This is a genomic window from Pseudomonas sp. GYB4201 (genome assembly GCF_056312595.1).
In genome coordinates this window covers 25,382-49,792 of record NZ_JBWGIG010000010.1, presented here as the reverse complement: position 1 = coordinate 49,792, position 24,411 = coordinate 25,382, and the positions used below count along the sequence as shown (strand labels likewise).

Annotated in this window: 21 protein-coding genes; 13 read left to right on the top strand and 8 right to left on the bottom strand. The window is 63.3% G+C overall.

Annotation, left to right across the window (positions count from 1 at the left end):
• Positions 1-92: 92 nt before the first annotated feature.
• Positions 93-299, top strand: coding sequence for a hypothetical protein (locus tag AC0Z2B_RS11680; protein ID WP_473005591.1), 207 nt, complete (start codon positions 93-95; stop codon positions 297-299).
• 99 nt (positions 300-398) lie between these two features.
• A complete protein-coding gene (locus AC0Z2B_RS11675; protein WP_473005592.1) occupies positions 399-569 on the top strand; it encodes a hypothetical protein in 171 nt (56 codons plus the stop codon).
• A gap of 81 nt (positions 570-650) precedes the next feature.
• Here AC0Z2B_RS11675 and AC0Z2B_RS11670 read toward each other — a convergent pair whose 3' ends face one another.
• Entirely contained in the window at positions 651-3,242 is a 2,592-nt protein-coding gene (locus AC0Z2B_RS11670; protein ID WP_476296795.1) for a glycosyltransferase, read from the bottom strand.
• A 236-nt stretch (positions 3,243-3,478) separates the two neighbouring features.
• On the opposite strand from AC0Z2B_RS11670, the gene tcdA reads away from it, so the two are divergent.
• Positions 3,479-4,309 carry a tRNA cyclic N6-threonylcarbamoyladenosine(37) synthase TcdA gene (gene tcdA / locus AC0Z2B_RS11665; protein ID WP_476296793.1) on the top strand — a complete coding sequence of 277 codons (831 nt, stop codon included), beginning with the start codon at positions 3,479-3,481 and terminating at the stop codon, positions 4,307-4,309.
• Here the strand turns inward: tcdA and AC0Z2B_RS11660 are convergent.
• Genes AC0Z2B_RS11660 through AC0Z2B_RS11645 form a run of 4 tightly spaced genes read right to left on the bottom strand, consistent with a single transcriptional unit; the run spans position 4,278 to position 7,371 of the window.
• Positions 4,278-4,685, bottom strand: coding sequence for a SufE family protein (locus AC0Z2B_RS11660; protein ID WP_476296791.1), 408 nt, complete (start codon positions 4,683-4,685; stop codon positions 4,278-4,280). The two genes, tcdA and AC0Z2B_RS11660, sit on opposite strands and share 32 nt — an antisense overlap.
• Positions 4,682-5,887: a cysteine desulfurase gene (locus AC0Z2B_RS11655; RefSeq protein ID WP_476296789.1), complete on the bottom strand. Its 1,206-nt coding sequence runs from the start codon at positions 5,885-5,887 to the stop codon at positions 4,682-4,684. Before AC0Z2B_RS11655 ends, AC0Z2B_RS11660 begins: the two co-directional genes overlap by 4 nt.
• Positions 5,888-5,944: 57 nt before the next feature.
• Positions 5,945-6,979: a 2,3,4,5-tetrahydropyridine-2,6-dicarboxylate N-succinyltransferase gene (gene dapD / locus AC0Z2B_RS11650; RefSeq protein WP_476296787.1), complete on the bottom strand. Its 1,035-nt coding sequence runs from the start codon at positions 6,977-6,979 to the stop codon at positions 5,945-5,947.
• A gap of 41 nt (positions 6,980-7,020) precedes the next feature.
• On the bottom strand, positions 7,021-7,371 hold the full coding sequence (locus AC0Z2B_RS11645) for an ArsC family reductase (RefSeq protein ID WP_476296785.1): 351 nt from the start codon (positions 7,369-7,371) through the stop codon (positions 7,021-7,023).
• Positions 7,372-7,636: 265 nt separating this feature from the next.
• Here AC0Z2B_RS11645 and AC0Z2B_RS11640 point away from each other — a divergent pair, with 265 nt between their 5' ends.
• A complete protein-coding gene (locus tag AC0Z2B_RS11640) occupies positions 7,637-9,298 on the top strand; it encodes a Na+/H+ antiporter (RefSeq protein WP_476296783.1) in 1,662 nt (553 codons plus the stop codon).
• 77 nt (positions 9,299-9,375) lie between these two features.
• Here the strand turns inward: AC0Z2B_RS11640 and dapC are convergent, their stop codons facing one another.
• The 3 genes from dapC to map form a co-directional block, all read right to left on the bottom strand.
• On the bottom strand, positions 9,376-10,572 hold the full coding sequence (dapC, locus tag AC0Z2B_RS11635; RefSeq protein ID WP_476296781.1) for a succinyldiaminopimelate transaminase: 1,197 nt from the start codon (positions 10,570-10,572) through the stop codon (positions 9,376-9,378).
• A gap of 10 nt (positions 10,573-10,582) precedes the next feature.
• On the bottom strand, positions 10,583-13,285 hold the full coding sequence (locus AC0Z2B_RS11630; protein WP_416422841.1) for a [protein-PII] uridylyltransferase: 2,703 nt from the start codon (positions 13,283-13,285) through the stop codon (positions 10,583-10,585).
• A gap of 99 nt (positions 13,286-13,384) precedes the next feature.
• Positions 13,385-14,167, bottom strand: coding sequence for a type I methionyl aminopeptidase (map, locus tag AC0Z2B_RS11625; protein WP_277962027.1), 783 nt, complete (start codon positions 14,165-14,167; stop codon positions 13,385-13,387).
• 342 nt (positions 14,168-14,509) lie between these two features.
• Here map and rpsB point away from each other — a divergent pair, with 342 nt between their 5' ends.
• The 9 genes from rpsB (at position 14,510) to bamA (ending at position 24,381) form a co-directional block, all read left to right on the top strand.
• Positions 14,510-15,250, top strand: a complete 741-nt coding sequence (rpsB, locus tag AC0Z2B_RS11620; protein WP_249672328.1) for a 30S ribosomal protein S2 — start codon at positions 14,510-14,512, stop codon at positions 15,248-15,250.
• Positions 15,251-15,431: 181 nt separating this feature from the next.
• Entirely contained in the window at positions 15,432-16,301 is an 870-nt protein-coding gene (tsf, locus tag AC0Z2B_RS11615; protein WP_473005598.1) for a translation elongation factor Ts, read from the top strand.
• Between the two features lie 187 nt (positions 16,302-16,488).
• The gene (pyrH, locus tag AC0Z2B_RS11610) at positions 16,489-17,232 is read left to right on the top strand and encodes a UMP kinase (RefSeq protein WP_008366369.1); all 744 of its coding nucleotides are present in this window, start codon (positions 16,489-16,491) and stop codon (positions 17,230-17,232) included.
• Complete coding sequence (gene frr / locus AC0Z2B_RS11605) at positions 17,229-17,786, top strand: ribosome recycling factor (protein WP_416422843.1); 558 nt, start codon at positions 17,229-17,231, stop codon at positions 17,784-17,786. The genes pyrH and frr overlap by 4 nt, the downstream gene beginning before the upstream one ends.
• 19 nt (positions 17,787-17,805) lie before the next feature.
• Positions 17,806-18,561, top strand: coding sequence for a polyprenyl diphosphate synthase (uppS, locus tag AC0Z2B_RS11600; RefSeq protein ID WP_416422844.1), 756 nt, complete (start codon positions 17,806-17,808; stop codon positions 18,559-18,561).
• The gene (locus AC0Z2B_RS11595; RefSeq protein ID WP_476296778.1) at positions 18,561-19,376 is read left to right on the top strand and encodes a phosphatidate cytidylyltransferase; all 816 of its coding nucleotides are present in this window, start codon (positions 18,561-18,563) and stop codon (positions 19,374-19,376) included. The genes uppS and AC0Z2B_RS11595 overlap by 1 nt, the downstream gene beginning before the upstream one ends.
• Positions 19,373-20,563 (top strand): 1-deoxy-D-xylulose-5-phosphate reductoisomerase, encoded by a 1,191-nt coding sequence (gene ispC, locus AC0Z2B_RS11590; RefSeq protein ID WP_476296776.1) that lies wholly within the window; start codon positions 19,373-19,375, stop codon positions 20,561-20,563. The genes AC0Z2B_RS11595 and ispC overlap by 4 nt, the downstream gene beginning before the upstream one ends.
• Before the next feature lie 61 nt (positions 20,564-20,624).
• The gene (gene rseP / locus AC0Z2B_RS11585) at positions 20,625-21,977 is read left to right on the top strand and encodes a sigma E protease regulator RseP (RefSeq protein WP_476296774.1); all 1,353 of its coding nucleotides are present in this window, start codon (positions 20,625-20,627) and stop codon (positions 21,975-21,977) included.
• A 73-nt stretch (positions 21,978-22,050) separates the two neighbouring features.
• The gene (gene bamA, locus AC0Z2B_RS11580; protein ID WP_476296772.1) at positions 22,051-24,381 is read left to right on the top strand and encodes an outer membrane protein assembly factor BamA; all 2,331 of its coding nucleotides are present in this window, start codon (positions 22,051-22,053) and stop codon (positions 24,379-24,381) included.
• Positions 24,382-24,411: the final 30 nt, after the last annotated feature.

Here is a 24,411-nt window from a genome sequence, read left to right as displayed (position 1 = left end):
TTCCTACAGAAACGTCGGAGACGACCGGCATATTTCATTTTCGAGCCATTGCACAATGTTCCCTGCACCTTGGATGAACGTGGAGGCAACGGATGCTTTTAGACAACAGAGAAAATGCGGAGCTCGAAGCCCTGCTTGTCGAGAATCGCAGAAAGGCAATCGAAACTGAAAAGTTGAGGTCGGAAACCGCAAAACTGAAGGCAGAGACGGTGAAGTTGAAGCGAGAGGGATTGTTTTATCCGATTTTGGTGGCAACAGCGTCGATTACTACCGTCGGAACCTTCTGGCTCAAGATTTGACTTCCAGGCGGTGAAATCGCTTGAGACACATTTGGGGTTGGAAGGAGTTTGCCGTCGGTATTCGGCGGGATTAGGCTGGCGTCAAAAGAGGATGAAGGGATGAGCAGTTCAACTCAGCGTTTCCTGGCGGCAATCGACAAGGAAATTGACCAAATAGAGAAAGACATGGGCCGCAAGGAGTCCCTGGCTGAAACCTATGGTTTGGTGCCTTTTGCGGTAACCTTTTTCTTCGGTTTGGGGGTGTTGTGTCTACACCGGTTCCTGTCATGACCGTGTGTCGTGGTCATCGACAGGTGAGGTTGTTGAATTTGTCATAAGAAAAAGGCCCGCATTTGCGGGCCTCTCTTCAGGTTACTGCGCAGTCACCGGTTCCGGCGCCGGCGCCGGTTTGGGCAGCGACGACAGGAATGCCATCACCAGCGCCGCCAGGTAGGGCAGCGACTGCACCAGCAGCATGGCCACCCAGAAGCGCATGTCGGAGCTCGGCAGGCCCTGCACGAAGCAGATACCGCCAGCCGCGCCCCACAGCAGCAGCATGATGAACAGCTCCTCGCGGGCCTCCGAGATGGCCACCAGGAGGCCGTGGCTGTCAGCGTTCTTCGGGGTGCGGAAGAACGGGATGCTGGTGGTGAAGAAGCCGTACAGCACTGCCTTGGCAATGGTGTGCGACAATGCCAGGCCAGCCAGGGCGGCGGCGAACGCGTCCTTGAGGTTCACGCCCACGGCGCGACGGTACAGGAACACGATCTTGCCCACCTTGAACACGAACAGCGCCAGGGGCGGGATCGCGAAGATCAGCAGCGGTGGGTCGACCCGTTGCGGCACGATGATCATCGCCGCCGACCACAGCAGGGCGCCCACGGTGAAGAAGATGTTCATGCCATCGGCCACCCACGGCAGCCAGCCCGCCAGGAAGTGGTAGCGTTGGCCGCGGGTCAGCTCGGTGTCCTTGCCGCGCAGCAGGCTGGCGGTGTGGCGCTTGATGATCTGGATAGCGCCGTAGGCCCAGCGGAAACGCTGCTTCTTGAAGTCGATGAAGGTGTCGGGCATCAGGCCCTTGCCGTAGCTGTGGTGGTAGTACGCCGCCGACAACCCTTTCTCGAACACCCGCAGGCCCAGCTCGGCGTCTTCGCAGATGCACCAGTCGGCCCAGCCCAGCTCTTCGAGCACCGAGCGGCGGGTCATGGTCATGGTGCCGTGCTGGATGATCGCGTCACGGTCGTTACGGGTGACCATGCCGATGTGGAAGAAGCCCTTGTACTCGGAGTAGCAGAGCTTCTTGAAGGTGCTTTCGTTCTGGTCGCGGTAGTCCTGCGGCGATTGCACCACGGCGATCTTCGGATCGGCGAAGTGCGGCACCATGTGCTTGAGCCAGTTGCGGTCCACGCAGTAGTCGGAGTCGATCACGGCGATCACTTCGGCGTCCGGCGCGGTGTGCGGGATCAGGTAGTTCAGCGCACCGCCCTTGAAACCGGCCAGGGGCGCGACGTGGAAGAACTTGAAGCGCGGGCCCAGCAGTTCGCAGTAGGCCTGCACTGGCTCCCACACCGCGGGGTCCTTGGTGTTGTTGTCGATGATCAGGACTTCGTAGTCCGGGTAATCCAGTGCCGCCAGGGCGTCCAGGGTCTGTTTGACCATGTCCGGCGGCTCGTTGTAGCACGGCACGTGGATGGACACTTTCGGCCGGTAGTTGGAGTCGCCCTCCACCGGCAGGAACTCGCGGCGGCGCTTGTGCGTCCACACGGCCTCGGCCAGTTCGTGGGCTTCGGTCAGCAGTACGATGAACACGCCCAGGGCGCCCAGGGCCAGCAGGAAGCCGACCGTCAGGCTGAACCAGGTGCTGTATTGCTGGCTGTAGTCATAGCCGATCCACACCAGCACCGAGCCACACAGGAACGCGATGAAGGTCAGGAAGGTGCGGCCACGCTGGCGCAGGGCCGAGCCGTCGATCAGCAGCAGGGCCAGGGACAACATGGCCAGCACCACCGAGCCAATGGCGAGCACGCGCCATTGCGGAATGGCCACGACTGGGCCTTCGAAGTTGAATTTCTGCTGGCGCGCAGCGTTGAACACGCCCCAGTACGCGCCCACCGAGCCTTCGTCGCTGGCCTTCCACGGCTGGTCGTAGGCTTCGATCACGAAGTAGTTGTAGCCCTGGCGGTTGAGCTTGTTGACTAGGGTGCGCAGGTAAATGGCCTGGTCGGCCTGGGTGGCGTCGGCGCCACCGCGCATGCGGCCGTTGCTTGGCCAGCCCACTTCAGACAGCAGCAGCGGCTTTTTCGGGAACATGTGCTTGAGTTCCCGCGCCCGGTCGAGGACGAACTGGCCGGCCTTGTCCATCGGGATGAATTCCCAGTACGGCAGGATGTGCGCGGCAATCAGATCCACGTGCTTGGCCAGCGACTGGTTGTGTTCCCAGATGTGCCATTGCTCGGATGTGGTCACCGGCACCTTCACGGCGGCACGGACGCGGTCCAGGTAGCCTTCCAGGTCCTTGACGGTCACTTCCTTGCGGAACAGCGCTTCGTTGCCGACCACCACGCGCACGACGCTGCGGGTGGTGTTGGCCAGTTCGATGGCCTTGGCAATTTCGCGTTCGTTGCGCTCAAGGTCGGGGCTGATCCACACGCCCACGGTGACGCGCAGGCCGAACTCCTCGGCGATTTTCGGAATGTCGGCCTGGGTGCCGTCCACCGAGTAGATGCGGATGCTGTCGGTCAGCTTGCTCATCTGCTCGAGGTCCTGACGAATTTCGTCGTCAGTGGGGTACTGCTCTTTCTGCGGGCTTTGGCCCAGGCGGAAAGGCGAGTAAGAGAAGCCGGAGATTTGTTCAGGCCAGTCGGGGGCGCTGACCGGGCGGTTGATCAACGCCCAGAAACCCGTGAATAGGGCCGCGATCGCGACGACTACCACCAGGTTGAGACCAAATTTACGCGATGACATGGGGGCTTGGGTTCCGAAGCGGGGGAACGGGGGAGTGCCGGCGACGGGCGCCGAACCGGCGCGCATCCTACTCTGCACGTTACAAGTGTGTATAGGAGATGTCTGAAAACATACGTTTAGATTGGAATTTTTTGTTTAAGTTCTTGCCTGCTATTAGTTGTAGCGCATTAAACGCCACAGGTGATCTGTGCGTGCTACAGGCCTATAATGCGCGCCGGTTTTTGAGGTCCAGGTCCATGAGCACAGAAGATCCACGTTTCGAAGGTGTTACCCGGCTGTACGGTCGCGAGGGCATGCAGCGCCTGCGCGCCGCCCATGTGGCCATCGTCGGCATCGGCGGCGTGGGCTCGTGGGCGGCTGAAGCCATGGCCCGCAGCGGCGTGGGCGAGATTTCGCTGTTCGACCTGGACGATGTCTGCGTGAGCAACGTCAACCGCCAGTTGCATGCCCTGGACGGCAACGTCGGCAAGCCCAAGGTCGAGGTGATGGCCGAGCGCCTGCGCGCGATCAACCCGGCGTGCACGGTGCACGCGGTCAGCGATTTCGTGACCCGCGAGACCATGGCCGAGTACATCACCCCGGACCTGGACTTCGTGATCGACTGCATCGACAGCATGCTCGCCAAGGCGGCGCTGATCGCCTGGTGCAAGCGCCGCAAGATCGGCATCATCACCACCGGCGGTGCGGGCGGGCAGATCGACCCCACGCAGATCAAGGTCTGCGACCTGAACCGCACCCACAACGACCCGCTGGCGGCCAACGTGCGCTCCACCCTGCGTCGTGACTACGGTTTCTCCCGTAACACCACCCGGCATTACAGCGTGCCGTGCGTGTATTCCACCGAGCAGCTGCGCTACCCGGACAACAAGGGCGGCGTGTGCCTGACCAAGGCGTTCGTGGGCGAAGGGGTGAAGCTGGACTGCGCCGGAGGGTTCGGTGCGGTGATGATGGTGACCGCGACCTTCGGCATGGTCGCGGCGGCGCGGGCGGTGGATAAGTTGGTGGCGGGTGTGCGCCGCCCGTCCGAGCGTGGCGTCAGGGCGCTGCCAGCTCCGCCATGCGCTTGAGCACCGCGTTCAAGCCATTGCTGCGCGACGGCGACAACTGACGGCCCAGCCCTAGCTGCTGGAACCATGCCGGCAGGTCCAGCGCCGCCAGTTCGGCAGCGCTCAACCCTTCGACCCGCACCAGCAGCAGCGCCAGCAAGCCGCGAATCAGCCGCGCATCGCTACCGGCGCGGAACTGCCATTGGCCATCCACCTGGGTAGCGATCAGCCACACCTGGCTTTCGCAGCCGTGCACCAGGTGCTCGGCGGTTTTCTCTTCGTCGGCGAGCGGCGCCAGGCGCTCGCCCCACTGCATCAGCAGGCGTGCGCGCTGTTCCCAGCCCGCAGCTTGTTCGAAGGCCTGCAAGGCCTCGGCGGCGTGCACGGGCAGCCTCATCGCAGCAACTCCAACGACTTGTCCAGCGCGTCGAAAAAGCGCTGCAGGTCGTCGCTGTCGTTGTACAGCGCCAGCGACACGCGAATGGCACCGGCCAGCCCCAGGCTTTTCAGCAGCGGCATGGCGCAATGGTGCCCGGCGCGCACGGCAATGCCCTGTTCGGTGAGCAGGTGCGCCAGGTCGGCGTTGTGCACGCCGTCCACCACGAAGCTGGCCAGGGCCAGTTGCGGGGTGCCCAGCAGACGCACGCCCTCGCGGTCGTTGAGGCCGCGCAGCAGCAGGCCGTGCAGGGCGTTTTCGTGGGCCGTGACGGCTTCGTGGTCGAGGCTGGCCAGGTAATCCAGGGTGGCGCCCAGGCCGATCACGCCGGCCACGGGTGGGGTGCCGGCCTCGAAGCCCAGCGGCGCAGGGTGGAAGCTGGCGCTGTGGTAGTCGGCCACGTGCACCATCTCGCCGCCGAATTGCCAGTGGGCCAGTTTGCCCAGCGCTTCGCTGCGGCCGTAGAGCACGCCGACGCCATCCGGGCCGTACAGCTTGTGGCTGGAGAACACGTAGAAGTCGCAGCCCAGTTGCTGCACGTCATGACGGCCATGCACCACGCCCTGGGCACCGTCGACCACCGTCAGGGCATCTTGGGCGCGGGCCAGGGCCAGCAAAAGCTCGAGCGGCTGCCAGGCGCCGAGCACGTTGGACAGCTGGCTGACGGCCAGCAGCCGGGTGCGCGGGCCGATCAGGCTGGCGGCTGCGTCGAGGTCGATCAGCCCATTGACGGTCAGCGGCAGCACCACCAGTTTCAAGTTGGCGCGCTGGGCCAGCTGTTGCCAGGGCAGCAGGTTGGCGTGGTGCTCCAGGGCGCTGATGACGATTTCGTCACCGGGCTGGAAGTGCGCCTGCAGCCCGTAGGCCAGCAGGTTCAGGGCGCTGGTGGCGCCGTGGGTGAAGACCACCTGGCTGGGACTGGCAGCATTGAGCCATTGCGCGACTTTCTCGCGGCTGGCTTCGAACGCTTGAGTGGCCAAGGCGCCTGGCAGGTGCTGCGCACGGTGCACGTTGGCGGCGCCGTGGCTGTAATAGTGGGCCAATGCATCGAGCAGGGCCTGGGGTTTCTGCGTGGTTGCCGCATTGTCCAGATACGTCTGGTGCTGGCGTTGCAGGGCGGCGATGGCCGGAAAATCGGCGCGCCAGGGGGAGGGCTGGAACATGGGATTGGGGCTCTGGGCAGGCAGGCCCGGCACGCTGCCGGGCCTGCGCGGTGCCGCTTAGTTGTGAGCGTGCAGCGCTTCGTTCAGCTCGATGGCCGACTTGTGGGTCTTGCATTCCACAGCGCCGGTTTCCGAGTTGCGACGGAACAGCAGGTCGGTCTGGCCAGCCAGGTCACGGGCCTTGACCACTTTGACCAGCTGGTTGCTTTCGTCCAGCAGGGCTACCTTGGTGCCGGCGGTGATGTACAGGCCAGCTTCCACGGTGTTGCGGTCACCCAATGGGATGCCGATACCGGCGTTGGCGCCGATCAGGCAGCCTTCGCCGACCTTGATGACGATGTTGCCGCCGCCCGACAGGGTGCCCATGGTGGAGCAGCCGCCGCCCAGGTCCGAACCCTTGCCGACGAACACGCCAGCCGACACGCGGCCTTCGATCATGCCAGGACCTTCGGTGCCGGCGTTAAAGTTGACGAAGCCTTCGTGCATGATGGTGGTGCCTTCGCCGATGTAGGCGCCCAGGCGCACACGGGCGGCATCGGCGATACGCACGCCAGCCGGTACCACGTAGTCGGTCATTTTCGGGAACTTGTCCACCGAGAACACTTCCAGCAGCTCGCCCTTCAGGCGCGCTTCCAGTTGCAGCTCGGCCAGTTCGGCCAGGTCGACGGCGCCCTGGCTGGTCCAGGCCACGTTTGGCAGCAGCGGGAAGATGCCGGCCAGGCTGACGCCGTGCGGCTTGACCAGGCGGTGCGACAGCAGGTGCAGCTTCAGGTAGGCCTCTGGGGTGGAGGTCAGCGCGGCGTCTTCGGCCAGCAAGGTGGCGACCAGCGGCTTGTGGCTCTCGGCCAGGCGGGTGAGCAGGGCGGCCTGGGCGGCGTCGACGCCTTTCAGGGCTTCGGCCAGCTGCGAGGCCTGGGCGGTGGTGAAGCTGATAGCCTGGTTGCCACCGGTGTAGCCCAGGACAGGGGTGACCGCGGCGACCAGTTCGGCCGACGGCGACACCAGGGGTTGTGCGTAGAACACTTCAAGCCAGGCGCCGTTGCGATTCTGGGTGCCGACGCCGAAAGCCAGGCTGAACAGGGTAGTGGACATGCAGTTACCTCTTTGCAAATGAATGGGGCCTGTTGCCAGCATTATTGCTGGACGGCCGCCGCATAAATATCGGGCTTGAAGCCCACGAGGGTCCGGTGGCCAAGGTCCAGCACCGGGCGCTTGATCATGGACGGCTGGGCGAGCATCAGATCGATGGCGCGGGCCTGGTCCAGATCGGCCTTCTGCTCGTCAGCGAGCTTGCGGAAGGTAGTACCGGCGCGGTTCAGCACGACTTCCCAGCCGTGTTCGCCGCACCATTGCTCCAGGTGCTCGCGGTCGATGCCCTGGGTCTTGTAGTCATGGAATTCGTAAGCGGCTCCGTGCTCGTCGAGCCAGGTGCGGGCTTTTTTCATGGTGTCGCAGGCCTTGATGCCGAACAGTGTGTAAGCCATGGTTCAAAGGGGGCGGCCCGTGCGGAACGCGGCCATGCCCTGCGGTCTCCTGAATACGAATCGACGAATTATGCGGCATCGATTCTTTCGGCGCCATGACTGTTGCCTTGCAATGTGCTTCAAAGCGTTCGTCAAAGGTGCGATGGCTTTGCCTGCGACCATGGTGCAGGCGCCACGACAGCCTTGGGTGGTTAAGATGTATCGTTTAATGTTCGGGCTGTTCCATTCCGCCCGGCACGTGTGAAGCAAGAGGGAAGACTGTCTTATGCAAACCGCCTACACCGTCCTGATCCTGCTGATGCTGGTGGGCCTGAGCAGGCTGGTGGCGAGGGTGATCCCGATTCCGCTGCCACTGGTGCAGATCGCCGCCGGGGCCTTGTTGGCCTGGCCCAGCCTGGGGCTGCACGTGGTGCTGGACCCCGAATTGTTCCTGTTCCTGTTCCTGCCGCCGCTGCTGTTCGCCGACGGCTGGCGCATGCCCAAGCGCGACCTGTGGCGCTACCGTGGCTCGATCCTGATGCTGGCGGTGGGCCTGGTGCTGTTTACCGTGGTGGGGGCGGGCTACTTCATTCACTGGCTGCTGCCGACCATCCCGCTGCCGGTGGCCTTCGCCCTGGCGGCCGTGCTGTCGCCCACCGACGCCGTGGCGGTGTCGGCGATTGCCCAGGACAAGCTGCCCACGCCGCTGATGCGCATCCTGCAGGGCGAGGCGCTGATGAACGATGCCTCGGGCCTGGTGACCTTCAAGTTCGCCCTGGCCGCCGCCGTTACCGGCTATTTCTCGCTGGCCGAGGCCAGCCTGACCTTCGTGCTGGTGGCTGTGGGTGGCCTGGCCATCGGCGTGGCGTTGAGCTGGCTGGTGGGGCGCCTGCGCCTGTGGATGATCGCCCGCGGCTGGGATGACCCGGCCACCCACGTGGTGTTCATGCTGTTGCTGCCGTTCGCCGCCTACGTGCTGGCCGAGCGCCTGGGCGCCTCGGGCATTCTCTCGGCGGTGGCCGCCGGCATGATGCAGAGCTGGCTCGACCTGCTGCCGCGGCAGACCAGCACCCGCCTGCTCAACCGCAGCGTCTGGTCGCTGCTGGAGTTCGCCTTCAACGGCCTGATCTTCCTGCTGTTGGGCCTGCAACTGCCGGACATCATCAAGGCAGTCACCAGTCACGAGGCCTCGCTGTGGCCGACCCTGGGCTACCGCCTGTTCGATGTCGCCGGGATTTTCCTGGTGCTGGTGGTGCTGCGCTTCATCTGGGTGCAGAGCACCTGGCGTTTTATCAGCATGCTGCGCCGCTGGACCGGCAAGGCCACCATCACCATGCTGCCAACGGCCCGGTCCTGCTGGCTGCTGACCGTGGGTGGCGTGCGCGGCGCCGTGACCCTGGCGGGCGTGATGTCGGTGCCGTTGCTGCTGGGCGCAGGGCAGGATTTTCCTGAGCGCGACCTGCTGATCTTCATCGCTGCGGGGGTGATTTTGTTGTCGTTGATCGCCGCCTGCGTGGCCCTGCCGCTGTTGTTGCGCGGGGTGGAGAAGACCTCCGACGAGGCGTTGCGCAAGGAGGTGCGCGAGGTGTGGCGGCGTACCGCCGAGGCGGCCATTCGTGCGCTGGAAACCGAAGAGGTGAACGACCCGGCCGCGCCTGCGCCCGATGCCGCCCAGGCCGCGCTGGCCACCGAGTTGAAGGCGCAGATCATGTCCGAGTACCGCCACCAGCTGGACGTGTTCAACGACTCCGCCGAGGCCCAGGCGCAGGCCCTGCTGATGGACCAACTGGAGCGCCGCCTCCGTATCCGCGGCCTGCGCGCCCAGCGCCTGGAGCTGTATGACCTGCGCCGCCATCACCATATTGGTGATGACGTGCTACGCGAGATTCTCAGCGAGTTGGACCTGAGCGAGGCGAACCTGGGGGTGACCCGGCCCTCGGTCGGTTGACTGGGAGGGTGCTGACGCGGCCTGGTGGCCGCTGCTACGCGATCCCGTAGCAGTGGCCGCCAGGCCGCGTCAGGGGTTTAGCGCTGGCTGACGAAGTCGCGAATGCGCTCGGCGGCTTCCACGCACTCGGCCAGGGGCGCGACCAGGGCCATGCGCACGCGGCCGGCACCCGGGTTTACGCCATCCACGTCGCGGGACAGGTACGAGCCCGGCACCACGGTCACGTGCTGCTGCTCGAACAGCTGCTGGCAGAACTGCGCGTCATCCATCGGCACCTTCGGCCACAGGTAGAAGCTGCCGTCCGGGCGCTGCACGTCCAGCACCGGCGCCAGGATTTCCAGCACGGCATCGAACTTCTCGCGGTACAGGGCGCGGTTGGCGCGCACGTGCACTTCGTCGTTCCAGGCGGCGATGCTGGCCAGTTGGGTCTGCACGGGCATGGCGCAGCCGTGGTAGGTGCGGTACAGCAGGAACGCCTTGAGGATCTCGGCGTCGCCGGCGACGAAGCCCGAGCGCAGGCCCGGCAGGTTCGAACGCTTGGACAGGCTGTGGAACACCACGCAACGCTTGAAGTCGCTGCGGCCCAGTTCCACGCAGGCGCTAAGCAGGCCGGGTGGCGGGGTTTGCTCGTCGAAGTACAGCTCGCTGTAGCACTCATCGGCGGCAATCACGAAGTCGTGCTTGTCGGCAAGGGCGATCAGTTTCTTCAGGGTGTCCATCGGCACCAGGGCGCCGGTGGGGTTGCCGGGCGAGCACAGGAACAGGATCTGGCAGCGGTCCCAGACGTCAGCCGTAACGGCGTCGAAGTCGGGGTTGAAACCGTTGCTGTCCAGGCACGGCAGGTAGTGCGGCGTGGCGCCGGCCAGCAGGGCCGCGCCTTCGTAGATCTGGTAGAACGGGTTGGGGCTGACCACCAGGCCATCGTCGCTGCGCTCGACCACGGTCTGGGTGAAGGCGAACAGCGCCTCGCGGGTGCCGTTCACCGGCAGCACGTGGCGCGCCGGGTCGATCCAGCCGGCCGGCACGTTGAAGCGGCGCTCGCACCAGGCGCCGATGGCCTCGCGCAGGGCCGGGATGCCCAGGGTGGTGGGGTACACGGCCATCTGGTCGAGGTTGGCGCTCAGCGCTTCGGCCACGAAGCTGGGCGAGCGGTGCTTGGGCTCGCCGATGGACAGGGCAATGGCGCGCTTGTCCGGGTTGGGCGTGACGGCGCCCAGCAGCTTGCGCAATTTCTCGAACGGGTAGGGCTGCAGCTGGTTCAAAGCGTTGTTCACGAATGTTCCTCTAAATGCTCAGGCGCGACAGCTCGACGCCCTGCGGCTGGCTGACACTCAGTTGGTCGACGATGGCATCCTGCAGGCGGCTGCACAGTTGCGGGTCGGAAAGCGGTTGGTTGTCGGCGTCGGTGATGAAGAACACGTCTTCCACCCGTTCGCCCAGGGTGGCGATCTTGGCGTTCTGCAACGACAGGTCGAACTCCAGGAAAATCTTGCCGATGCGCGCTAGCAGGCCGGGACGGTCCGGGGCGCTGAGCTCCAGGATAGTCACCGGGCGCTGGGCATCGTTATGAATGGTGACCTGGGGCGCGAAGGCAAAATGCTTGAGCTGGCGCGGCACCCGACGCTGGATGATGGTGGGGTAGTCATCGGGGTTGCGCAGGGCCTCGGTGAGGCCGCTGCGGATCTCCTTGACGCGCACCGGGTTGTCGCCGATCGAGCCGCCGTCGGTGTCCAGGACAATGTAGGTGTCGAGGGTGAACTGGCTGCTGGAAGTGATGATGCGCGCGTCATGGATGTTCAGGTTGAGCTGGTCCATGGCCGCCACGGTCACGGCGAAGAAGTCGTGCTGGTCGGGCGCGTAGATGAAGATCTGCGTGCCGCCCTCGAACTCGCGCTGGGTGGTTTCCTTGATCAGCACCAGCGGGCCGCCGTCCAGCGGCTGCTGAAGGATGGCGTCGCTGTGCCAGGCGACGTCGCCGGCGGTGTGGCGCAGGAAATAGTCGTCGCCCAGTTGCGACCACAGCTGCTCGACGTCGTCGGGGTCGGTGCCGGCGCGCACCAGGATATCCAGGGCCGCGCTCTGGGTCTGGCGAATCTGCTCCTCGCGGTCCAGCGGGTTCTCCAGGCCGCGGCGCAGGGCGCGCTTGGTCTCGGTGAACAGCTGGCGCAGCAGGCTGGCGCGCCAGCTGTTCCACAGGCTGGGGTTGGTGGCGTTGATGTCGGCCACGGTCAGCACGTAGAGGTAGTCCAGGTGCGTCTGGTCGCCCACCAGCTGGGCGAAATCGTGGATCACCTGCGGGTCGGAGAGGTCCTTGCGCTGGGCGGTGGTCGACATCACCAGATGGTTCTGCACCAGCCACACGATCAGGCGGCTGTCCCACACGGGCAGCTGGTGGCGCTGGCAGAACGCCTCGGCGTCCACCGCACCCAGGTCGGAGTGGTCGCCCTGGCGGCCCTTGCCGATGTCATGGTACAGGCCGGCCAGGTAGATCAGCTCGGGCTTGGGCAGCTGGCCCATGAGCTTGCTGGCCAGCGGGAATTTCTCCGACACCGGCGTGTACTGCAGCTTGCGCAGGTGCTTGATCAGGTTCAGCGTGTGCGCGTCCACCGTATAGATGTGGAACAGGTCGTGCTGCATCTGCCCCACGATGTGGCCGAACTCGGGCAGGTAGCGGCCCAGGATGCCGTAGCGGTTCATGCGGCGCAGGTTGCGGTGGATGCCGATCTCGCACTTGAACAGCTCGATGAACAGGCTGGTGTTGCGAATGTCGTTGCGGAAATCGTCGTCGATCAGGTGGCGATGTTCGCGCAGCAGGCGGATGGTATCTGCGCGTACGCCCTTGATTTCGGGGTTCTGCGCCATCAGCACGAAAATTTCCAGCATGGCGAACGGCGTGCGCTTGAACACGTTGGCGTGCACCGCCTCGATGTAGCCGTCGTGCAGCTGGAAGCGCGAGTTGATGGGCAGGGTAACGCTGCCCACGTCATCGGCGAGGATCACTTCCTCGAAGTGCTGGATGATCAGGTCGCTGAGCTCGGCGATGCTCATCACCACGCGGTAGTACTTCTGCATGAAGCGTTCGATGGCCAGCTTCGCGTCGCTGTCCTTGAAGCCCAGCAGGCCGGCGATGGTGCGCTGGTGGTCGAACAGCAGGCGGTCTTCGGCGCGCCCGGCCAGCATGTGCAGGGCGTAGCGCACCTTCCACAGGAATTCCTGGGAACTGGCCAGCAGGTTGTTCTCGCTTTCCAGCAGGAAGCCTTCGCCGGCCAGGGCGTGCAGGTTCAGGGTGCCGTACTGGCGGCGGGCCACCCAGAGGATGGTCTGGATGTCGCGCAGGCCGCCCGGGGAGCCCTTGACGTTGGGCTCCAGGTTGTATTCGGTGTCGTTGTACTTGTGGTGCCGGGCTTTCTGCTCGGCGCGCTTGGCCAGGAAGAAATCCTTGCTGGGCCACATGTGCGCGGTGCCGGTGACTTCCAGCATGCGCTTGCGCAGGCGCTCGGGGCCGGCCACGGTGCGGCTTTCCATCAGGTTGGTGATGATGGTGAGGTCGGCGCGGGCCTGTTCGGCGCACTCGTCGATGGAGCGCACACTCTGGCCCACTTCCAGGCCGATGTCCCACAGCAGCGTGAGAAAACGCTCGATGGAGTCGCGGAAAATCTCGTGGTCCGAGCTTTCCAGCAGAATCAGCAGGTCGATGTCGGAGTAGGGGTGCAGCTCGCCACGGCCATAGCCGCCCACGGCCACCAGGGCGATGTCGGCTTCGTCGCTCCAGTCGAACTGTTTCCAGGCCTGCTGCAGGATGTTATCGACGAACCAGGCGCGGTCCTCGATCAGCCGGCGAATATCGCGGCCGGCGCGAAAGCGTCCGTCCAGCACGTCGCGGGCCTGGCGAATGGCTTTCTTGAACGCGGCGATGGGGCTCGCCTTGAGGGCCAGTTCCGCCTGGAACTGGCCGCGATCGAACAACTCCGGATCCACCTGGGGCATCGAATGGCCTTTACATGCTGAAGTTGAAGATTGCGTAGCAGCTGCCGCAGGCTGCGTCGGCGGTGCGCGCGGACGCCGCGTGCGGCAGCTGCTACGGGGTCAGGCCGAGACGCGTGGGATGGTGTCGTCCGCGCGCAGGGTGAAAATCTCGTAGCCGGTGGCAGTCACCACCAGGGTATGTTCCCACTGCGCCGACAGCTTGCGGTCCTTGGTGATGGCGGTCCAGCCGTCGCCCAGCACCTTGGTGTCGGCCTTGCCCTGGTTGATCATCGGCTCGATGGTGAAGGTCATGCCTTCCTTGAGTTCCATGCCGGTGCCAGCGCGGCCGTAGTGCAGAATCTGCGGCTCTTCGTGGAACACCTTGCCGATGCCGTGGCCGCAGAACTCGCGCACCACAGAGAAACCATTCTTTTCGGCGTGTTTCTGGATCACTTCGCCGATGTCGCCCAGGCGGCAGCCCGGCTTCACCAGCTCGATGGCCTTGTACATGCATTCCTGGGTGACCTTGGACAGGCGCTCGGCCCAGGCCGGCACGGTGCCGACGTGGAACATGCGGCTGGTGTCGCCGTGGTAGCCGTCCTTGATCACGGTGACGTCGATGTTCAGGGTGTCGCCATCCTTGAGCACCTTGTCACCGGGAATGCCGTGGCAGACCACGTGGTTGATCGAGGTGCAGATCGACTTGGGGAAGCCCTTGTAGTTCAGCGGGGCCGGGATGGCCTTCTGCTCGTTGACGATGAAGTCATGGCACAGGCGGTCCAGCTCTTCCGTGGTCACGCCGGGCTTGACGTGGGGCTCGATCATTTCCAGCACTTGCGCGGCCAGGCGGCCGGCAACGCGCATGTGCTCGATGTCCTCGGGAGTTTTGATGGTAACGGTCATACGGGCTCTCTGGGCGCACGGCGGCGCAGGCAAACACGGAATGAAACGATTCTACCAGACGTACGGCAGCGGGAACTGTCGCCAGGCATCGCTTCTCTATATAGAGTCATGGGGCCATTGTTGCGCGAAACAAGCTTCCACGCAAAAGTCGTTGATCGACAACGTGAATTCGGGTTTCGCTGGCAAAGGTTCTGTGGTATAAAATGCGCCGCTTTCCGGGGATAGCCCCGAAAGCACAAACCCACACACGTGCCGGCACGATGACCTGGGTGCCTTCAGCTCTAGCTGCTGGTTGGTCATTGGGGTACGTGGAGGCCTAACCCGACTTATCAAGGAACTATCATGTCCCAAGTCAATATGCGCGATATGCTGAAGGCCGGTGTGCACTTCGGCCACCAGACCCGTTACTGGAACCCGAAAATGGGCAAGTACATTTTCGGCGCGCGCAACAAGATTCACATCATCAACCTCGAAAAAACCCTGCCAATGTTCAACGAAGCTCTGACTTTCGTTGAGCGCCTGGCCCAGGGCAAGAACAAGATCCTGTTCGTCGGCACCAAGCGTTCGGCTGGCAAGATCGTTGCTGAAGAAGCAGCACGTTGCGGTTCGCCGTACGTCGACCACCGCTGGTTGGGCGGCATGCTGACCAACTTCAAAACCATCCGTGCTTCGATCAAGCGTCTGCGCGACCTGGAAACCCAGGCCGAAGATGGCACCTTTGCCAAGCTGACCAAGAAAGAAGCCCTGATGCGCACCCGTGATCTGGAAAAACTGGATCGCTCCCTGGGTGGTATCAAGGACATGGGCGGCCTGCCTGACGCACTGTTCGTTATCGACGTTGATCACGAGCGCATCGCGATCACCGAAGCCAACAAGCTGGGTATCCCGGTTATCGGCGTAGTCGATACCAACTCCAGCCCAGAAGGCGTTGACTACATCATCCCAGGTAACGATGACGCCATCCGCGCCATCCAGCTGTACATGGGTTCGATGGCTGACGCCGTTATCCGTGGCCGCAACCACGTTGCTGGCGGTACTGAAGAGTACGTCCAGGACGCTCCTGCTGCAGCGGTAGAAGGCTGAGTCTAGACGCCCAGCGTTTACTCGGTACGCAAAAAGGGGGCTAGGCCCCCTTTTTGCCACCTCGAGAACCTGTCTGCGTAGTCATTGCATTTTTTTAACGCAGTAGCTGGCAGTGTTCAAGAATTGAGCGCCCGTGCCAATCGGGTGGAATGGTTGAAAACCTATCCAAGAGGATTTTGAAATGGCAGAAATTACTGCAGCGTTGGTCAAAGAACTGCGCGAGCGTACCGGCGAAGGCATGATGGACTGCAAAAAGGCCTTGACCAAGGCTGGCGGCGACATCGAAAAAGCGATCGACGACATGCGTGCCTCGGGCGCCATCAAGGCCGCCAAAAAGGCTGGCAACGTTGCCGCTGAAGGCGCTATCGCCGTTAAAGTTGACGCTGACAACAAGTCGGCCGTCATCCTGGAAGTCAACTCGCAGACCGACTTCCTGGCCCTGCAGGACGACTTCAAGAACTTCGTGGCTGCCAGCGTTGAAAAAGCCCTGGCCGACAAACTGACCGACGCAGCTCCGCTGATCGCCGCTCAGGAAGCTGCTCGCGAAGCCCTGGTTGCCAAAGTTGGCGAAAACGTCAACATTCGCCGCCTGGTTCGCGTTGAAGGCGACGTGGTCGACGCTTACCTGCACGGTAACAAGATCGGCGTAGTGGTTGCCCTGAAAGGCGGCAACGCCGAGCTGGCCAAAGACATCGCCATGCACGTGGCTGCCAGCAACCCAGAGTTCCTGCTGCCATCGCAAGTCTCCGCCGAAGCCATCGAACGCGAGAAAGCCGTGTTCCTGCAGCTGAACGAAGAGAAGATGAAAGGCAAGCCTGAGAACATCGTTGCGAACATGATCGATGGTCGCATCAAGAAGTTCCTGGCCGAGGCTTCCCTGGTCGAGCAGCCGTTCGTCAAGAACCCTGAAGTCAAGGTTGGCGACCTGGCCAAGAAAGCTGGCGCTGAAATCGTTTCGTTCACCTACTTCAAGGTCGGTGAAGGCATCGAGAAGCCAGTTGACAACTTCGCTGAAGAAGTTGCCGCTCAGCTGGCTGCTGCCAAGCAGTAAGACGGTCTAACCGCTGTCGTCCCAAAGAGGCTGCCCGCTCACGCGCGCAGCCTCTTTGTCAAAGTGAAAGGCGGAATCGTGGCTTACAAGGCCGCTTCCGATGGCGCTGTAGCAGCGCCAAGCTAGAGTTAGCGCAGGCTGCAAACAGCCCGCCCAGAATTTTTTAACGCCGCAGGAGAGATTCGCAATGGCTCAGCAGGTTAGTGGTCGTCAACCTCGCTATAAACGCATTTTGCTCAAACTTAGCGGCGAGGCCCTGATGGGCTCGGAAGACTTCGGCATCGACCCGAAGGTGCTGGACCGCATGGCCCTGGAAGTTGGCCAGCTGGTAGGTATCGGCGTGCAGGTCGGCCTGGTCATCGGTGGCGGCAACCTGTTCCGTGGTGCCGCCCTGAGCGAAGCCGGCATGGACCGCGTTACCGGTGACCACATGGGCATGCTCGCCACGGTGATGAACGCCCTGGCCATGCGCGATGCGCTGGAGCGCTCCAACATCCCCGCCATCGTCATGTCGGCGATCACCATGGTTGGCGTGACCGACCACTACGACCGCCGCAAGGCCGACCGCCTGCTCAAGTCCGGTGACGTGGTGATCTTCGCTGCCGGTACCGGCAACCCGTTCTTCACCACCGACTCCGCAGCGTGCCTGCGCGCCATCGAAATCGGTGCCGACGTGGTGTTGAAGGCAACCAAGGTGGATGGTGTGTACACTGCCGATCCATTCAAGGATCCGCATGCTGAGAAATTTGACCGCCTGACGTACGATGAGGTGCTGGACCGCAAGCTGGGCGTGATGGACCTGACCGCCATCTGCCTGTGCCGCGACCACAACATGCCGTTGCGGGTGTTTAACATGAACAAGCCAGGCGCTCTGCTGAATATCGTAGTGGGCGGCGCTGAAGGAACTCTGATCGAGGAAGGCGAAGAATGATCAACGAAATCAAGAAAGACGCTCAAGAGCGCATGCAGAAATCCCTGGAATCGCTGGCCCACGCGTTCAGCCGCATCCGTACCGGTCAGGCGCACCCCAGCATCCTGGGCGGCGTGATGGTGCCTTACTACGGCGCTGACACCCCGCTGAACCAGGTGGCCAACGTCACTGTTAAAGACTCGCGCACCCTGCAGGTCGTGGCGTTCGAGCGCAACATGCTGGCTGCCGTCGACAAGGCTATCCAGAGCTCGGGCCTGGGCTTCAACCCAACCAACCTGGGTGAGTTGCTGCTGATCACCATGCCGGCCCTGACCGAAGAAACCCGCAAGGGCTTCACCAAGCAGGCCCGTGAAGCCGCTGAAGACGGTCGCGTTGCCGTGCGTAACATCCGTCGTGACGCCCTGGGCCAGCTGAAAGACCTGGTCAAGGAAAAGGAAATCAGCGAAGACGAAGAACGTCGTGCCGCCGATGACGTCCAGAAGTTGACCGACAAATTCGTTGCCGAAATCGAAGTGGCCGTGAAGCAGAAAGAAGCCGACTTGATGGCTGTATAAGAAGGATCCGCGCGTTTCCATGGAAAAGACCAAGCAGACTGCGCCGTCTTCGGTGCCGCGACACGTTGCGATCATCATGGATGGGAATAATCGCTGGGCGAAGAAGCGCCTGTTGCCCGGTATCGCCGGGCACAAGGCCGGCGTGGACGCCGTTCGTGCCGTCATCGAGGTGTGTGCAGAGGCGAAGGTCGAGGTCCTGACCCTCTTTGCCTTCTCCAGCGAGAACTGGCAACGCCCGGCCGAAGAGGTCGGGGCCCTGATGGAACTGTTCTTCTCGGCCCTGCGCCGGGAAGCGCGGCGCCTGAATGAAAACCGCATCAGCCTGCGCATCATCGGTGATCGCTCGCGCTTTCACCCCGAGTTGCAGGCTGCCATGCGTGAAGCGGAGGCGTTGACCGCCGGCAATGACCGCTTCGTACTGCAGATCGCCGCCAACTATGGCGGCCAGTGGGACATCGCCCAGGCCGCACAGCGCCTGGCCCGCGAAGTCCAGGCCGGGCACCTGCGCCCGGACGACATTACTCCCGGGTTGTTGCAGACCTGCCTGTCCACCGGCGACCTGCCGTTGCCTGACCTGTGCATCCGCACGGGGGGTGAGCGACGCATCAGCAACTTCCTGCTCTGGCAGCTGGCCTACGCCGAGCTGTATTTCTCCGACCTGTTCTGGCCGGACTTCAAACACGACGCCATGCGCACCGCGCTGGCCGATTTCGCTTCGCGCCAGCGCCGCTTCGGTAAGACGAGCGAGCAGGTCGAAGCCGGAGCCCGTGCTTAATGCTTAAACAACGCATCATTACAGCGCTGATCCTGCTGCCGATCGCCCTGTGCGGCTTCTTCCTGCTCGAAGGGGCGGGCTTTGCCCTGTTCATCGGCCTGGTAGTGACCCTGGGCGCCTGGGAATGGGCGCGCCTGGCCGGTTTCGAGGCCCAGGGTGCGCGCGTGGGCTTTGCCGCCGTGGTAGCCGCCATCCTGTTCTTCCTGTACCTGTCGCCTGCGCTGGCGCCGTTCGTGCTGGCCGCTGCGCTGATCTGGTGGGGCGTGGCAACGTTCCTGGTGCTGACGTTCCCGCGCACCAGCAAGCAGTGGGCCAGCGTGGCCTGCAAGCTGTTGATCGGCCTGCTGATCCTGCTGCCCGCCTGGCAGGGCCTGGTGCTGATCAAGGCCCAGGGCCAAGGCAACTGGCTGGTCCTGGCGGTGATGGTGCTGGTCTGGGCTGCCGACATTGGCGCCTACTTCTCCGGCAGGGCGTTCGGCAAGGCCAAGCTGGCCCCGCAGGTCAGCCCCGGCAAGAGCTGGGCGGGCTTCTACGGTGGCATGGCGGTGAGCCTGCTGATTACCCTGGTGGTTGGCCAGGTGCGTCACTGGGGCATCGGTGAAACCCTGCTGTGCCTGATTGGCGCGGCCATCGTGGTAGCGCTGTCGGTGGTCGGTGACCTGACCGAAAGCATGTTCAAGCGCCGCGCGGGTATCAAGGACAGCAGCAACCTGCTGCCGGGCCATGGCGGCGTGCTGGACCGCATCGACAGCCTGACCGCTGCGGTGCCGGTGTTCGCCGTGCTGCTCTGGGCTGCCAACTGGAGTCCCCTGTGAACAAGCCACAGATGATTACCGTGCTCGGTGCCACCGGCTCCATCGGCCTGAGCACCCTGGACGTGGTGGCGCGCCACCCGGACCTGTACCAGGTGTTCGCGCTCACCGGCCATTCGCGCCTGCAGGAGCTGCTGGCGTTGTGCGTCAAGCACCAGCCCCAGGTGGCCGTGGTGGCGGACGAGGCGGGCGCGCGCCAGCTGGAGGCGGGGCTGCGTGCCGCCGGGCTGGCGACCCAGGTGCTGATCGGCGAGCAGGGTCTGTGCCAGGTGGCTGCCGACCCGCGCGTGGACGCGGTGATGGCGGCCATTGTCGGCGCCGCGGGCCTGCGCCCGACGCTGGCGGCCGTGGAGGCGGGCAAGAAGGTCTTGCTGGCCAACAAGGAGGCGCTGGTGATGTCCGGCGCGCTGTTCATGCAGGCGGTGCGCCGCAGCGGCGCAGTGCTGCTGCCCATCGACAGCGAACACAACGCCATCTTCCAGTGCCTGCCCGGTGATTTCAGCCGTGGCCTGGGCAATGTCGGCGTGCGCCGCATCCTGCTGACCGCCAGTGGCGGCCCGTTCCGCGAGACGCCGCTGGCCGACCTCGAACACGTGACCCCCGAGCAGGCCTGCGCGCACCCGAACTGGTCCATGGGGCGCAAGATTTCCGTGGATTCGGCCAGCATGATGAACAAGGGCCTGGAACTGATCGAGGCCTGCTGGCTGTTCGACGCGCGGCCCGAGCAGGTCGAGGTGGTGGTGCATCGCCAAAGTGTGATTCACTCCATGGTCGATTATGTCGACGGCTCGGTGCTGGCGCAGTTGGGCAACCCCGACATGCGCACCCCTATCGCCCACGCGCTGGCCTGGCCGGCGCGCATGGATTCGGGGGTTGCGCCGCTGGACCTGTTCGCCGTCGGCCGGCTGGATTTCGAAGCCCCCGACGAGCAGCGCTTCCCTTGCCTGCGCCTGGCGCGGCAGGCTGCCCAGGCCGGCAATAGCGCGCCGGCGATGCTCAACGCTGCCAACGAAGTGGCAGTGGCGGCATTTCTTGAGCGGCGCATCCGTTATCCCGAGATCGCGCGTATGATCGAGGATGTGCTGGAGCAGGAGCCGGTGGTGGCCCTGGACGCGCTGGACGCGGTGTTTGCCGCCGATGCCCGGGCCCGCGAGCTGGCGGGGCAATGGTTGAATCGCCACGGGCGTTGATCGCCGGCGTGTGCATGCACACCCCGGTTGATTGGCGCCGCGACGCAATTCGGAGAGAGTTATGAGTGCGCTCTACATGATTGTCGGTACCCTGGTGGCGCTGGGTGTGCTGGTTACCTTTCACGAATTCGGCCATTTCTGGGTCGCGCGACGCTGTGGTGTCAAGGTTCTGCGTTTCTCCGTGGGCTTCGGCCTGCCGCTGTTGCGCTGGCATGACCGCCAGGGCACCGAATACGTGGTAGCGGCCATCCCCTTGGGTGGCTACGTGAAAATGCTCGATGAGCGCGAGGGCGAGGTGCCGGCCGAGCAGCTGGACCAGGCGTTCAACCGCAAGAAGGTCGGGCAGCGCATTGCCATCGTCGCCGCCGGCCCCGTGGCCAACTTCCTGTTGGCCATCTTCTTCTTCTGGGTGCTGGCGATGCTGGGCAGCCAGCAGGTCAAGCCGGTGATCGGTGCCGTCGAGCCGGGCAGTATCGCGGCAGTGGCCGGCCTGAGCGCGGGCAGTGAAATTGTTTCAGTAGATGGCGAAGCCACCAGCGGTTGGTCCCAGGTCAACCTGCAGCTGGTCCGTCGCCTGGGCGAGAGCGGTTCGCTGCAGATCAACGTGCGTCCCCAGGGTTCCACGGCCGATGAGCCGCATACCCTGGCGCTGGACCACTGGCTGCAGGGCACCGACGAGCCCGACCCGATTCATTCCCTGGGTATTCGCCCATGGCGTCCGGCGCTGGAGCCGGTGCTGGCCGAGCTGGATCCCAAGGGCCCGGCCCAGGCCGCTGGTCTGAAAGCCGGCGACCGCCTGCTGGCGCTGGATGGCCAGGCGCTGGGCGATTGGCAGCAGGTCGTGGACCTGGTGCGCCAGCGCCCCGACGGCAAGATCACCCTGCACGTGCAGCGTGATGGCCAGCTGTTGGATGTGCCGGTGACCCTGGCCACCCGCGGCGAAGGCAAGGCTGCTGCGGGCTACATGGGGGCTGGGGTGAAGGCTGTGGAGTGGCCGCCGGAAATGACCCGTGAGGTCAGCTACGGCCCGCTTGCCGCCATCGGCGAGGGCGCCCGGCGCACCTGGACCATGAGTGTGCTGACCCTTGATTCGCTAAAGAAAATGCTCTTCGGCGAGCTCTCGGTAAAAAACTTGAGTGGACCGATAACCATTGCTAAAGTGGCGGGCGCTTCAGCCCAGTCGGGCGTTGGGGATTTCCTGAATTTCCTCGCCTATCTGAGCATTAGCCTGGGGGTTCTGAATTTGCTGCCCATCCCCGTGTTGGATGGGGGGCACTTGCTGTTCTACCTGATCGAATGGGTGCGTGGTCGCCCAGTTTCGGATCGGGTACAGGGTTGGGGGATCCAGATCGGTATCAGTTTGGTAGTCGGGGTGATGTTGCTTGCCCTGATCAACGATTTGGGTCGACTGTAAAGCTTCGCTCAATTGCAAACCTGCCGCCTTTGCGGCAGTTTGCTTATTGCCAGTTGGAATAAGAAAGGACTTCATGAAACGTCTGCTGCTTACTGCGGTTCTTGCCGCATTGATGGTCACCGAAGTTCACGCCGAGTCCTTCAAAATCACTGATATTCGTGTCAACGGCTTGCAGCGGGTATCCGCCGGCAGCGTGTTTGGTGCCTTGCCATTGAACGTTGGCGACGAAGCGGATGATCGACGCCTCGTGGATTCCACTCGCGCGCTGTTCAAGACCGGTTTCTTTCAGGATATCCAGCTGGGCCGCGACGGCAACGTCCTGGTCATCAGTGTAGTCGAACGCCCGTCGGTCTCCAGTATCGAGATCGAGGGCAACAAGGCTATTTCCACTGAGGACCTGATGAAAGGCCTGAAGCAGTCCGGTCTTGCCGAGGGCGAGATCTTCCAGCGTGCCACCCTTGAAGGCGTGCGCAACGAGCTGCAACGCCAGTACGTCGCCCAGGGCCGCTACACGGCCACCGTCGACGCCGAGGTGGTGCCGCAGCCGCGCAACCGCGTCAGCCTGAAGATCAAGATCAACGAAGGCACCGTCGCTGCCATCCAGCACATCAACGTGGTGGGCAACACGGTGTTCTCCGAAGAGGAACTGACCGATCAGTTCCAGCTCAAGACCACCAACTGGCTGTCGTTCTTCAAGAACGACGACAAGTACGCCCGGGAAAAGCTCTCCGGCGACCTTGAACGCCTGCGTTCCTACTACCTGGACCGCGGCTACATCAACATGGACATCGCTTCCACCCAGGTGTCGATCACCCCGGACAAGAAGAGCGTCTACATCACCGTCAACATCAACGAAGGGCAGAAGTACACCGTTCGTGACGTGAAGCTCTCCGGCGACCTGAAAGTGCCTGAAGACCAGGTCAAGGCGCTGCTGCTGGTGCAGAAGGACCAGGTGTTCTCGCGCAAACTGATGACCACCACCAGCGAGCTGATCACCCGCCGCCTGGGCAACGACGGCTACACCTTTGCCAACGTCAACGGCGTGCCTACCCCGCATGACGACGACCACACCGTGGACATCACCTTCGTGGTCGACCCGGGCAAGCGTGCCTACGTGAACCGCATCAACTACCGCGGCAACACCAAGACCGACGACAAGGTACTGCGCCGTGAAATGCGCCAGATGGAAGGCGGTTGGGCTTCCACCTACCTGATCGACCAGTCCAAGACCCGCCTGGAGCGTTTGGGCTACTTCAAGGAAGTCAACGTCGAGACCCCGGCCGTACCGGGCGTGGACGACCAGGTTGACGTGAACTACTCGGTAGAGGAACAAGCCTCCGGTTCGATCACCGCCAGCGTTGGTTTCGCCCAGAGCGCCGGCCTGATCCTGGGTGGCTCGATCAGCCAGAGCAACTTCCTGGGTACCGGTAACAAGGTCTCCATCGGCCTGACCAAGTCCGAGTACCAGACCCGCTACAACTTCAGCTACGTCGACCCGTACTTCACGCCGGACGGCGTGAGCCTGGGTTACAACGCCTTCTACCGCAAGACCGACTACAGCGACCTCGACGTCGATATCGCCAACTACTCGGTGGACAGCTACGGTGCCGGCGTAACCTTCGGTTACCCGATCAGCGAGACGTCGCGCCTGACCTACGGCTTGACGCTGCAACGCGACACCATCAGCACCGGTACCTACACCGTTCAGGAAATCACTGACTTTGTAGATAAAGAAGGCGACAGCTTCACCAACTTGAAAGCCTCGGTTGGCTGGTCCGATTCGACCCTGAACAAAGGCACCTTGCCGACCCGTGGCCACTCGCAGAGCCTGACGTTCGAAACCACGACGCCAGGTAGTGATCTGGCGTTCTACAAAGTCGACTATCGCGGCCAGCTGTTTACCCCGATCACCGATACCTATACCCTGCGCCTGCACTCGGAACTGGGCTACGGCGATGGCTACGGTTCGACCTCGGGCCTGCCGTTCTATGAAAACTACTACGCCGGTGGCTTCAACTCTGTTCGTGGCTTCAAGGACAGCACGCTGGGCCCGCGCAGCACGCCGAACAAGGCAGACCCTGACCAGAGCCCGCAAGCCTTTGGTGGTAACGTCCTGGTTACCGGTGGTGCGGAAGTCCTGTTCCCTATGCCATTCGTGAAGGACCAGCGTTCGCTGCGTACCTCGCTGTTCCTCGACATGGGTAGCACCTTCAATACCAATTGTGCGAAGACTTCTGTGAACTGCACCAGCGTCGACTTCTCAGAAATGGCTGCTTCCGTCGGTCTGGGCGTGACCTGGGTTACCGCACTGGGCCCGTTGAGCTTTGCCCTGGGCATGCCGGTCAAGAAGCCTGACAACGCCGAAACCCAGATCTTCCAATTCTCCCTGGGCCAGACCTTCTAAGGTCTGCCCAACCACAGTTTCCGTAGGAGT

Coding starts and splice junctions, on each gene's coding strand:
- AC0Z2B_RS11675 (WP_473005592.1), top strand. CDS start 399: ATGAGCAGTTCAACTCAGCGTTTCCTGGCGGCAATCGACAAGGAAATT.
- AC0Z2B_RS11645 (WP_476296785.1), bottom strand. CDS start 7,371: ATGGCTTACACACTGTTCGGCATCAAGGCCTGCGACACCATGAAAAAA.
- AC0Z2B_RS11670 (WP_476296795.1), bottom strand. CDS start 3,242: ATGTCATCGCGTAAATTTGGTCTCAACCTGGTGGTAGTCGTCGCGATC.
- dapD (WP_476296787.1), bottom strand. CDS start 6,979: ATGTCCACTACCCTGTTCAGCCTGGCTTTCGGCGTCGGCACCCAGAAT.
- AC0Z2B_RS11660 (WP_476296791.1), bottom strand. CDS start 4,685: ATGAGGCTGCCCGTGCACGCCGCCGAGGCCTTGCAGGCCTTCGAACAA.
- pyrH (WP_008366369.1), top strand. CDS start 16,489: ATGGCTCAGCAGGTTAGTGGTCGTCAACCTCGCTATAAACGCATTTTG.
- tsf (WP_473005598.1), top strand. CDS start 15,432: ATGGCAGAAATTACTGCAGCGTTGGTCAAAGAACTGCGCGAGCGTACC.
- uppS (WP_416422844.1), top strand. CDS start 17,806: ATGGAAAAGACCAAGCAGACTGCGCCGTCTTCGGTGCCGCGACACGTT.
- frr (WP_416422843.1), top strand. CDS start 17,229: ATGATCAACGAAATCAAGAAAGACGCTCAAGAGCGCATGCAGAAATCC.
- rpsB (WP_249672328.1), top strand. CDS start 14,510: ATGTCCCAAGTCAATATGCGCGATATGCTGAAGGCCGGTGTGCACTTC.
- AC0Z2B_RS11595 (WP_476296778.1), top strand. CDS start 18,561: ATGCTTAAACAACGCATCATTACAGCGCTGATCCTGCTGCCGATCGCC.
- AC0Z2B_RS11680 (WP_473005591.1), top strand. CDS start 93: ATGCTTTTAGACAACAGAGAAAATGCGGAGCTCGAAGCCCTGCTTGTC.
- bamA (WP_476296772.1), top strand. CDS start 22,051: ATGAAACGTCTGCTGCTTACTGCGGTTCTTGCCGCATTGATGGTCACC.
- AC0Z2B_RS11640 (WP_476296783.1), top strand. CDS start 7,637: ATGCAAACCGCCTACACCGTCCTGATCCTGCTGATGCTGGTGGGCCTG.
- tcdA (WP_476296793.1), top strand. CDS start 3,479: ATGAGCACAGAAGATCCACGTTTCGAAGGTGTTACCCGGCTGTACGGT.
- AC0Z2B_RS11630 (WP_416422841.1), bottom strand. CDS start 13,285: ATGCCCCAGGTGGATCCGGAGTTGTTCGATCGCGGCCAGTTCCAGGCG.
- AC0Z2B_RS11655 (WP_476296789.1), bottom strand. CDS start 5,887: ATGTTCCAGCCCTCCCCCTGGCGCGCCGATTTTCCGGCCATCGCCGCC.
- rseP (WP_476296774.1), top strand. CDS start 20,625: ATGAGTGCGCTCTACATGATTGTCGGTACCCTGGTGGCGCTGGGTGTG.
- map (WP_277962027.1), bottom strand. CDS start 14,167: ATGACCGTTACCATCAAAACTCCCGAGGACATCGAGCACATGCGCGTT.